Below are 11,156 nucleotides of genomic sequence, written 5' to 3' on the forward strand. Positions count from 1 at the left end.
CCCCCCCCCCCCCCCCCCCCCCCCCCCCCCCCCCCCCCCCCCCCCCCCCCCCCCCCCCCCCCCCCCCCCCCCCCCCCCCCCGAAACTCAAAAAATAGCGAGTAGTGAAAGCAGGTTCCCGGCTCCTAAACTACACGAATATAAAAACTTCCATCTTCCCGCATCCATCTTCCTACATTTTCACTATTTTTGCACTTCAGACGTTAAAAAAATTATGGCAAAGCAAGAAGATGTTTTCAAGAAAGTGATTTCTCACGCTAAAGAATATGGTTTTATTTTCCCTTCGAGTGAGATCTATGACGGTTTATCCGCTGTTTATGATTATGGACAGAATGGGGCTGAACTAAAAAATAATATCAAACAATATTGGTGGAAAGCGATGGTACAGCTTAACGAAAATATTGTGGGTATTGATTCGGCAATTTTGATGCACCCAACAACCTGGAAGGCATCGGGCCACGTAGACGCTTTCAACGATCCATTGATTGATAATAAGGATTCTAAAAAACGTTTCAGAGCAGACGTTTTGGTGGAAGATTACTGCTTAAAAATCGAAGATAAAGAGAAAAAAGAAATCGAAAAGGCAGCGAAAAGATTCGGTGAGTCTTTCGATAAAGCTCAGTTTGAAGCGACGAATCCAAAAGTTTTAGAATACAGAGCAAAAAGAGAAGCTATTCTTTCAAGATTAGCAAAATCTCTTGAAAATGAAGATCTTGCTGATGTAAAAGCTTTAATTGAAGAATTGGAAATTGCTGATCCAGATACAGGATCTAAAAACTGGACGGAAGTAAGACAGTTTAACCTGATGTTCGGAACAAAATTAGGTGCTTCTGCAGATTCTGCAATGGACCTTTATTTAAGACCGGAAACAGCTCAGGGTATTTTTGTTAATTTCTTAAACGTACAAAAAACATCCCGTCACAGACTTCCTTTTGGTATCGCTCAAATCGGTAAAGCGTTTAGAAATGAAATCGTTGCAAGACAGTTTATTTTCAGAATGCGTGAATTCGAACAAATGGAAATGCAATTCTTCGTTGCTCCGGGAACTGAATTGGAATTCTACGAACAATGGAAAACAAAACGTCTGAACTGGCACCTTGCTTTAGGTTTAGGAAACGAAAATTACAGATTCCACGATCATGAGAAATTGGCGCACTATGCAAATGCAGCGGCTGATATTGAGTTTAATTTCCCATTTGGATTCAAAGAATTGGAAGGTATTCACTCAAGAACAGATTTCGATTTAAAAGCTCATGAGAAGCATTCAGGAAGAAAACTTCAGTTCTTCGATCCTGAAAGAAATGAAAACTATGTACCTTATGTTGTGGAAACTTCAGTTGGTTTAGACAGATTATTCCTTTCCCTTTTCGCTCATTGCTTAAAAGACGAAACATTGGAGGACGGTTCAGAAAGAACAGTATTATCATTACCACCAGCTTTAGCACCAATAAAAGCAGCTATTCTTCCATTAATGAAGAAAGACGGTTTGGCAGAATACGCAGAGCAGATATTTAATGATTTAAAATACGATTTCAACTTATTCTACGAAGAAAAAGATGCGATCGGAAAACGTTACAGAAGACAGGATGCGATCGGTACTCCTTACTGTATCACAATCGACCACGATTCATTGACGGATCACACGGTGACGATCAGAGACAGAGACACGATGCAGCAGGAAAGAGTTCCGGTTTCAGAACTGAGACGAATTATCGACGAAAAAACAAACTTCAGAAATTTACTTTCTAAACTATAGATCAAAAGCCTTGAGAAATCAGGGCTTTTTTTTATTAAAAAAGTAAAAAGAGAATAAGCCAAATAATTGAGATTTTAAGAATTAATAATTATCTGATATGGCATCTAATGACCGATTAAGAGACTTACTAATAATCGGTATTCGTCAAAACTTCCCACTTAAGCCTATCATCTCCCATCTGAGCGATCTTATTTTTATGAAGAGTTTATGATAAAATATGAGTTAATTTATTACTTTTGAGATTCAAATTTCAACCATGAAAAAAATACTCTTACTGGCATTTGGTTTAGTTCAGACTTTATATTTTTCCCAGACACAGGATTTGGCGGCTTTAGCTACCGGAGAGCACGTGGGTATGAATGCTTTATTTGATGAACAGGATAATCTTTATGGCTATGTATCTCTTTATTCTTATGGAAAATCCGGAGACAAAACAAAAAAATTCGAATATGTCATTCTGGATAAGAATCTAAATCCCGTCGCCAATAAAGAATTTGAAGGAGATATTACGGCAGGTTCCTATATGGGATATGTAGACTTCAGAAAAAAAGTAATTCTGCGCCCCAGTTCATTAGATTATTCTAAAGTCAAGATGGGTGAATTGTTTACGCCCCGTTCTATGGAAATTGACTTAGCGAATAATTCTGTTCAACCAAAGACTTATTACGACTACGACAACGGAACTTTTAAAATTATAAGTCAACCCAAAAACTGGAAAGATGCCCGCAAGGAAAACAGAGAAGAGAAAAAAACCAAAGGCTATAATTACTACTCTACCGTTTTTGAAATCAAAGAAGGTGGTTTTTTAGCTATTGAACTTAATGACTATGGGAAATATGTCAACAACAATTCTCTGATAAAGTTTGATGAAAATAAAAACGAAGTCTGGAGATACAGATATAATGAAAATGGTGATAAAAAAAACACCGAAGAACTTGCATTGGTAGAAAAGGATGCCAAAAATATCTATTTCATCAAACAGAAAAAGACCAATGACACCAAGGAATTCACGTTGCTTGTTTTAGATATGAAAACAGGAAAAGAAGTGATCAGCAAACCTATTTCCGGGCTTTCTGATGATACTGTTGATCATATCACGTCTTTTTCTTCTACGACAAGAAGTTTAGATAACGACAAAACGTTCGATGATAAAATTGTCATTGTCGGAAGAAATTATGAAAATAAAAAAGGAGTCGGCTTTGCAAGACTGATCATTGATAAAAACACCTTTGAAGTGACTACCAAAAAGATCAATTACGTTACCGATTTGTCTTCCTATATTCCAAGAATTGATGAATTCGGGTATGTGGAAAAAAGCTATCACCTTCAGCCTCGGGATGTCTTTTTCTTAAAAGACGGAAGTGTAGGAATTCTCCTTGAAAAATATAAAATAGACTTCAATTACGGAGTTCCTAAAACAACAGATTTGGTTTATATTTTTACAGATAAAGATTTTAAAGTAAGAGGAACTAAAATATTCACCAAAGAAAAGTCTTTATCAACAAGTGATTATTTATTTTCACAATATATTAATGATGGCAATGATGTTGTTTTCTTTTACAGAGATTTACAAAAAGACAAAGAAACCAGAGAGAAGAACTGGAAACTATTCATCAACACTCTTATTAACGGGACATTTAAGCAAGAGATAGTTCCTATTTCAGAAAAAGATTCTTATACTGTGATTCCTTATATTGGAAAAGAAGGTTATATCCTTCTCCGGGAGTTTAATGAAAAAGAAAAATTCAATAAAATACGTCTTGAAAGACTAAATTACTGATAAAACAAAGAATCCTGATCATATGATTAGGATTCTTTGTTTTGATAATATTCTGAAATATTTTTAATTTCTTCAAGACTCAGATTCCACATAAAGCTTAAAAACTGCTGATAGCTGTCGCTCTGTTTTTTAGGCTCAACTCTGTCGAGATATCTATTGAGATTATAATTTTTCCGGGCTTCATAAATTTTTGCAAAGTATTTTCCAAGCCAGTTTTTATGATAGGCTTCATCTTCTCCATCCTGTAAAAACTGCAGCGAAACATAAATTCCCAATCCATAATCTTCGGAATGATAATAGTTGGACAAAACTTCCATTCTTGCCGCTTTTTCCAAGGTCATATAAGCAACCGAAGGTTTAAGAGTTTCAGCAGCCTGACTGAGCTCCGGGAAAACTTTCTTTATATTCTCTATTCTTTTAGCCATCTCAGGATGCGACGCCAAAGAATCTTTATTGAATTTTTCTTTATAAAAATCATAATTATAGAGTGAGAAATCTTCTTTTTTAAGCCACTGATCTTTAAAATGCTGATTAGGAAGCTCAAAAAACTTTTTATAGGTTTCCACTTTTAATGCTCGGGGGGATATGGTATCAAAATCCTGAAGTCTTTTTAACATATTTACAAATTCACCCTTTTTGAAATCTCCTTTTGTGAAAATTGTATATCCCAAAGAATCAGCTTCCATTTCCTGATGTCTTTTTTCAGCACCTTTTTTATACATTCTGTTTTTAAGAATATCAAAAGCTCTTTGATTAAGCCCGTTTTGCTCAATTTTCAGGTTTTTGACGGCTACCTTATCTTTTTCATTATTTTCAACAAATTCCATAAACAGCTTAAAAGAATGTTCTTTAATTCTATGTCCCAGTTCATGAGAAATTACAGCAGCAATCTGTTCTTCATTATCAAGCCAGTTAAAAAGCCCCATATTAATCACAAAAGTTCCGTCCAAAAGACAATATGCGTTGGGGGTATTATCTTTAGCTATTAATATTTTTAAATTCTGAGGAATTTGCGGATTATTTTTTCTTAACCTCTGAATCAGCGATTTCACGTGGATATCGTAATCTGATTTAAAGATAAAATCTTTATTTTTCACCTGCTTCACAAAGTCAGTGCCGAATTCCTTATAAATTTTGGCAAGATCAGCCCCGGTTTTACCTGGATATTGTGATTTTATCTTTTTTATAAACAGATCATTATTTGTATTGAAATTTTGTATAAATTCTTTTCGCTGCGCATAATCTGCGGTATCTATTGTTTTATTTATCTGACTGAAAGACAATCCGAAAAAAAAGATAAATAACCCGTTAATAAGTCTAAAATTCATATTTTTTATCAAATAATCACAAAAATAGTTTATTTACATATCCATTTTAATTTTCGTATCAATTTTATTTTAAATTTGTTTTACACTAATCATTCAAAATATGTGGTTAATCATTTTACAAAGCTTTTTAATAATTCTCATTATTGCCATTATCCTCGTTTATATTTTCGGGTACGGTTATCTTTTTAACGGGATCTCGAAAACCTACTTAAAAGGTAAATCGAGCGCCAATATTGATGATGGCAAGCTCTTTTCAAGCAATATCATTGCCACGGAAAATCCTGTTCTGTGGGAAGAAGCTCCCGGCTATAACACCACTGAACTTCCTCAAAATATAGTGGATGATCTGACCCATTCTCATACCGCTTCTTTTATTGTCATTAAAAGTGGAAAACTGATTCACGAACAATATTTTAACGGTTATAATCAGTTATCAAAAACCAATTCTTTCTCGATGGCCAAAGCAGTTACTGTAATGCTTTTAGGAAAAGCTTTGGAGGAAGGAAAGATTAAAAATATTGATGATAAATTATCCGATTATTTTGATGAATTTAAACAAAAGGAGTTTGGAAAAGAGGTAACATTAAAAAACCTTGCCCAGATGGAAGCCGGCTTAAACTGGGATGAAGACTACAAAAATCCCTTTCTTCCAAATGCTAAAGCCTACTATGGAAGAAGCCTTATAAAAGCTACTTTTTCAAGAAAATTCAAAGAAAATCCAGGCAAAAAATTTGAATATCAAAGTGGTTCAACACAACTGCTTGGGTTTGCTGTCCGAAAAGCTGTTAATCAATCTTTAGCCAGTTATTTATCTGAAAAATTCTGGACGCCTTTGGGAATGGAACAAAACGCAGAATGGAGCACCGATGAAAGCGGAATGGAAAAAACCTATTGTTGCATTCATTCTAATGGAAGGGATTTTGCAAAATTGGGACAGCTATTTCTGGATGACGGAAAAGTTGGAGATCAGCAAATTTTAAATCTTGATTTTATTAATCAAATGAGGACTCCCACTCAGAAATCTGAAGAAATTTACGGCATGGGCTTCTGGATCAATCACGACAACCCCGTTAAACATTATTATTTTCTTGGATTACAGGGGCAATATATTATTATAGTTCCTGAGCATCAAATGGTCATTGTAAGAACGGGAAGCTATAATAATCTTCCTAAAAATGACCGGGGAAGGCCTGATCAGGTAAAATTTCTAGTAAATGAAACGGTGAAATTATTTCAATAAAATATGGAAAAACACAGCTCAAAAGTTGATGAATATATTGAAAAGTCTCAGGATTTTGCGAAACCGGTCTTAAATTATCTCCGCGAACTTGTTCATAAATACTGCCCTGATGCGGAAGAAGCAATGAAATGGAGCTTTCCAAATTTCACCTACAAAGGTAAAATACTTTGTTCAATGGCGTCGTTTAAACAACACTGCACCTTTGGATTCTGGCTGGAAGAGGAAATGAAAACCATGCAGGAGATCACAAAAGATATTGAGAAAAATTCTATGTTCAGCTTAGGAAAAATTTCTAAAATCGAAGATCTTCCTTCAAAACCTCAGCTTAAGAATGCCATAAAAGAGGCTATGGAGCTTACAGATATGGGAATTACGTTGAAAAAAGCAGCTCCCTCTAAAACTGAAAACGAAATTCCAAATGAGCTTCAAAATGCACTAAATATCAGTAAAAAAGCTCTCGCTATTTTTGAAAAAGGGTCGCCTTCGTTTCGTAAAGAATATATCAACTGGATCACGGAAGCAAAAACTGAAACTACCAGAAATAAAAGAATAGAACAGGCTTTGGAATGGATTTCTGAAGGCAAAGGAAGAAACTGGAAATATGAGAAAAAGTAAGTTTTGAGTTATAAATGATGAGTTATAAGTTTTGAATTTCATTAAATTTGAAATAACGTTTTAGTGGAAACGAAAATTTGCTTCAGGAAGGGTATTATTCTTTAAAAAAGCTTCATATTCGGGAGACAACTGTGCCCGTCCGAAAGTATTTTGTCCGCTCATACTTCCTAAACGCACTTTATCCTTCCCGAATTTTTTGTTCATCGCATCCATTGCTTTCATTACCGGTAAATGTTGATTTTGTGTATCTTCCTCAAAAAGATTAATCAGCCTTTGATCTTCAGGAACAAAATCATTAACAATCACACCTGCTTTTTTGTAATAAAAACCTTCTTTAAAAATTGCCTCAAAAAGCTCATTCACAACCCTTCCGATAAGAATTGAAGAGTTGGTAGGATTGGGAAGAACCCGGGTCACAGCATTTCTGTATTCCGGCAAATCTTTTCGAAAACGGTTGGTCTGCACAAAAACAGTGATCATTTTACAACATGTATTTTGTTTTCTCAGCCTCTCCGAACAATACATTCCAAAAGTTTCCACACGCTCCCGGACCTCCTCTTTTTTTGTAAGCATTGTCATGAAGCTTCGGGTAACGGCAATCGACTTTTTGGGTGAAGGGGCATCCAGTTCCAATTGACGGATTCCTTTTAACTCATTGATCATTCTTACCCCATGAATCCCCATAATTTTGCGAACCCACATTTCAGGCTTCTGAAGAAGATCCCAGGCTTTATACACCCCGTTATCCTGCATTTTTACAGCAAGCCTTCTCCCAATTCCCCATACGTCACCAATGTTAAGCCATTTCAAAGCTTTTTCAATTTTTTCAGGAGTATCTAAAATATACACTCCCTCAAACTTGTCGGGGAAATCTTTAACAATTCTATTGGCAACTTTACACAAGGTTTTAGTGGGAGCAATTCCGATGCTTACCGGAATATTCGCTTCAACATTGATTTTATTACGGATTTCAAGGCAGTAATCATAAATATTGACATATTTAAATCCTGTAAGATTTAAAAATAACTCATCAATATTATCAAAAGCTTTCGATAACGTTGATTATCAAAACTTAAAAATAATCATAAGCCTAAAATACAAAGTATTAATTATCAATTATTTAAATCATCAACTTTCTATTTAGGCTTTTGATTATAATATATTAGCTCAGACTTTTGAGAAAGTCTTTCAGTTTAGGATTCTTTTCCCAAGATCTTTCTGTATTACTTTCAGGAAGAACATTTACATAAACGGATTCTAACGCTTCTCTTTTTTGCTTTGAATCAGCACGGGCATAAATTTCTGTGGTCTGTATGCTTTTGTGTCCCAGAAAGTCTCTAATATAAACTAGGTTAACACCACCTTGTAATAAATGCATTGCTTTTGAATGTCTTATAATGTGAGGACTAATTTTTGATGGTATCAAATCTTCATTTTGCAATCTAGCTGACAATGCATATTTCTTTAAAATATATGTTATTCCAGCGGTTGTCAATTTTTCGCCTATTCGATTAGAAAATAAAGGACTTTTTTCTCTTCCAAATTTATTCAACCCAAAGTCCTGTATATAATTTTTTAAAAGATCCGTTTGTTCTTTTTGTAATGGAACAATTCGTTGCTTATTTCCTTTCCCAACTAATCTAATTGTATTTGGATTATCAAATCTTATAGAATCTGGTGTTAAGTCAGCAATTTCTTGGACACGAGCGCCACTGTCATAGAGCAGTGCAAGAAGAGCCAAATCCCTTCTAGAACTTCGTGAATTTAGTGGAACTTGATCTAAAAGTAATTTTATTGCATCTATTGATAGGTAAGAGAAACTTCCGCTTTTATCTTTCTTTAGTCTGATAGAGCGGATATTCTGCCATTCTGAAATTCTCATTGGCTCCTCATATTGTAGATACTTACAAAAAGATTTAATAGCTGCATATCTTTGGTTTCTAGTTGAAATTTCATTTCTATGTTCGTACTCAAGCCATTGTAAAAAATCTAAAACAACATTTCTATTTAAATGTTTTAATTGTAGATTGTCGGCATTAATATTTTTTTCGTCTTTCATGAATATTAATAGAAGAGTGAAAGCATCCCTATAAGCTCTAATAGTATGTTTTGACGAATTACATTCTCCAATTAGATATTTTATGAAGAAATTTTCCAAATGTTTAGCAAAATCTGTCATGACTATTTGTTTTTATTATATTTCATATCGGGAAAAACAAAAGACGTTATGCTTCCTTTCTTAATTAAATCTGGAAACATTTCATTTGTTAGTTTAACATATGCTTCAGTAGATTTTATATTTTTATGTCCTAAAAAGACAGAAATCATAGGTAAAGCACAATAAATATCTTCCCCATTTCTTACAAGTTTTTCTAAAGTGTGTACCGCTGCTGTGTGTCTAATATCATGTATTCTGGGTCTATTAAAATATGCTTGTTTAGGAACATCGCTATATTCCAATAGTCTTCTAAACCATGCATGAATATTATTTGGCAAACAGGGTTTTCCTTTCTGTGTGACAAAAAAATTTTTGTGCGCATCACATATTCCTTTTACAGGTATTGTTTCTTTAAATTTTTGATATTGGAAAAGAACTTCGTAAAGAGAATGATTTATTGCAACTATTCTATTTTTATCATTCTTAGTATCGCTAATTTCAATGATTTTTTTATCAAAGTTAACATTATCATTAGTGATACTTAACGCTTCCCCAATCCTTATCCCGGTGCTATAAAGTAAGCGTAGAAATGCTGGCAAAACAAACATTGGAGTATCATTATGATGCTTTCCAATTCTTAATTGATCAGCACTGGAAAATATTAATATTATTTCCTCATGTGTATAGATATATGGAATATAATCATTTTGTCTACCTCCTTTAGGAGTATGTGGAATATAGCATTCGACACCAATACTACACAGATATCTACAAAAATGTATCCACGCAACATACTTATGATATAAATTGCGAGGATTATCATTAATACGTGTTGATTTCCATTCTAAAATAAGCTCTTTTGTTATATTTAAACTAGTTATATTGTATTCAATAAAGAATCTATCAAATTCAAGCATAAAACATTTTAACATCAGACCTCGGAGCAGACCTTTACGTTCCTTTTCGAGTAGAAAACCCTCAATATGTGCAGAGAATACACTTCTGTATGTAAAATATCCATTCATCTTATCCATGACAAACCTTTTCCTTTTTGTGAATAAAAGTCAATATTTACATTAGGTACATCTAATGTACATTTCAATAGATTTTTAATACTTATGTGGAGATAATGCATAGTCGTCCCTGAACTTTGATGCCCGAGAGTATCTGCAATTATAGGTAACGCAGTACCATTATTTAGAAGATTGGTAGCAAGACTATGCCGCAAAGAATGTGGACCATGCTTTTTTTTACTATAATCTATATTCGCTTTTTGGAAATATTTATTAATTATAACATTAAGCCCTCCCTCTGTCATTGGTATATATGGAGCATTACCCCGTAAAAAGATGTATTTGGAATCTGACTTAGCCCTACCATTTTTTATATAATCTATTATCGCTTCACCAACATCTATTAATAATGGCAATTCTATCTTATTCTTTGTCTTATATTGTTCAAATACTATTAAATTATTATCCCAATCAATGTTAGAAAATTGTAAAAATCTTATATCTGATGATCTTATTCCTAATCTAGTAGCTAATAGCATCATTGCATAATCTCTCTTGCCCATTGCATATTTCCTGTTAACTGAAGATTCTATACATAGAATTTCTTCTAAAGAATAATGCGATGTTGACTTTATTGTCTTCCTAACTTTTACACCATCAAGAATATGTGTAGTACTATAACTGATGAGTTTTTTATTATATAAATAACGTAATAAAGCTCTCAAAATAATTGCTGCATGATCTTTTCCTGTTTCCACAGAACTAATGAACGTCAATATAGCTTCTGATGAGATTTCAGAAAGAGAAGATAAATTTTTCTCCTCCATTCTGTGACAAAATTTTTCTAAAGCAATATAATAGTTTCGACGTGTTTTTATATCTAACCTTCTCTCAACTGCATACTTGTTTAAAAAATTAAAAAGTAGAGGACCTAGTTGTGTCGGTAGAATTTCATTGTAGTCTTTTTTACTTTTTTTAATAATCCATATTTCTTGAAGCATCCCATTGATAAGATCTACATACCTACTATCCATTCTAAATTTACAATTTTTTATCATCCTACTATTGCTGGGTTCTTCTCTAAATTTTAAGTATTTCATCCCAACATCCTCACTGTAAAATTCAATTGAATAATCTTGCATAAATTTTTGAAGTTTTATAAATTCAAACGAAAGCTTTTTCTGAAGATCACTTGAGTTGATATGCTCTTTCATATACTTTTCAAGTTTAGCATGAAGTTTAGTAAGATCTTGTTCCATAATATTTA

9 protein-coding genes are annotated in these 11,156 nt (G+C 33.6%); 4 read left to right on the plus strand and 5 right to left on the minus strand.

The window, feature by feature from the left end; translation table 11 throughout:
• Window positions 1-213: 213 nt before the first annotated feature.
• Together M2373_RS06825 and M2373_RS06830 are read left to right on the plus strand one after the other, a co-directional pair.
• A complete protein-coding gene (locus M2373_RS06825) occupies window positions 214-1,755 on the plus strand; it encodes a glycine--tRNA ligase (RefSeq protein ID WP_259108914.1) in 1,542 nt (513 codons plus the stop codon).
• A gap of 256 nt (window positions 1,756-2,011) precedes the next feature.
• Window positions 2,012-3,535 (plus strand): hypothetical protein, encoded by a 1,524-nt coding sequence (locus M2373_RS06830; protein ID WP_259108916.1) that lies wholly within the window; start codon window positions 2,012-2,014, stop codon window positions 3,533-3,535.
• A 26-nt stretch (window positions 3,536-3,561) separates the two neighbouring features.
• Here M2373_RS06830 and M2373_RS06835 read toward each other — a convergent pair whose 3' ends face one another.
• Window positions 3,562-4,863: a M48 family metallopeptidase gene (locus M2373_RS06835; RefSeq protein ID WP_259108918.1), complete on the minus strand. Its 1,302-nt coding sequence runs from the start codon at window positions 4,861-4,863 to the stop codon at window positions 3,562-3,564.
• A 100-nt stretch (window positions 4,864-4,963) separates the two neighbouring features.
• On the opposite strand from M2373_RS06835, the gene M2373_RS06840 reads away from it, so the two are divergent.
• Together M2373_RS06840 and M2373_RS06845 are read left to right on the plus strand one after the other, a co-directional pair.
• Window positions 4,964-6,103, plus strand: a complete 1,140-nt coding sequence (locus tag M2373_RS06840; RefSeq protein WP_259108920.1) for a serine hydrolase — start codon at window positions 4,964-4,966, stop codon at window positions 6,101-6,103.
• 3 nt (window positions 6,104-6,106) lie between these two features.
• On the plus strand, window positions 6,107-6,718 hold the full coding sequence (locus tag M2373_RS06845; RefSeq protein WP_259108922.1) for a YdeI family protein: 612 nt from the start codon (window positions 6,107-6,109) through the stop codon (window positions 6,716-6,718).
• A 60-nt stretch (window positions 6,719-6,778) separates the two neighbouring features.
• Here the strand turns inward: M2373_RS06845 and M2373_RS06850 are convergent, their stop codons facing one another.
• The 4 genes from M2373_RS06850 to M2373_RS06865 all read right to left on the minus strand — a co-directional run bounded on the left by M2373_RS06850 (window position 6,779) and on the right by M2373_RS06865 (window position 11,148).
• Window positions 6,779-7,753 carry a DUF4113 domain-containing protein gene (locus tag M2373_RS06850; RefSeq protein WP_259109768.1) on the minus strand — a complete coding sequence of 325 codons (975 nt, stop codon included), beginning with the start codon at window positions 7,751-7,753 and terminating at the stop codon, window positions 6,779-6,781.
• Between the two features lie 127 nt (window positions 7,754-7,880).
• Complete coding sequence (locus M2373_RS06855; protein WP_259108924.1) at window positions 7,881-8,897, minus strand: site-specific integrase; 1,017 nt, start codon at window positions 8,895-8,897, stop codon at window positions 7,881-7,883.
• A gap of 2 nt (window positions 8,898-8,899) precedes the next feature.
• Window positions 8,900-9,910, minus strand: coding sequence for a tyrosine-type recombinase/integrase (locus M2373_RS06860; RefSeq protein WP_259108926.1), 1,011 nt, complete (start codon window positions 9,908-9,910; stop codon window positions 8,900-8,902).
• Entirely contained in the window at window positions 9,898-11,148 is a 1,251-nt protein-coding gene (locus M2373_RS06865; protein WP_259108928.1) for a site-specific integrase, read from the minus strand. The genes M2373_RS06860 and M2373_RS06865 overlap by 13 nt, the downstream gene beginning before the upstream one ends.
• Between the last annotated feature and the right edge of the window lie 8 nt (window positions 11,149-11,156).

It is taken from the genome of Chryseobacterium sp. JUb7 (assembly GCF_024806495.1).
Taxonomy (GTDB): Bacteria; Bacteroidota; Bacteroidia; order Flavobacteriales; family Weeksellaceae; genus Chryseobacterium.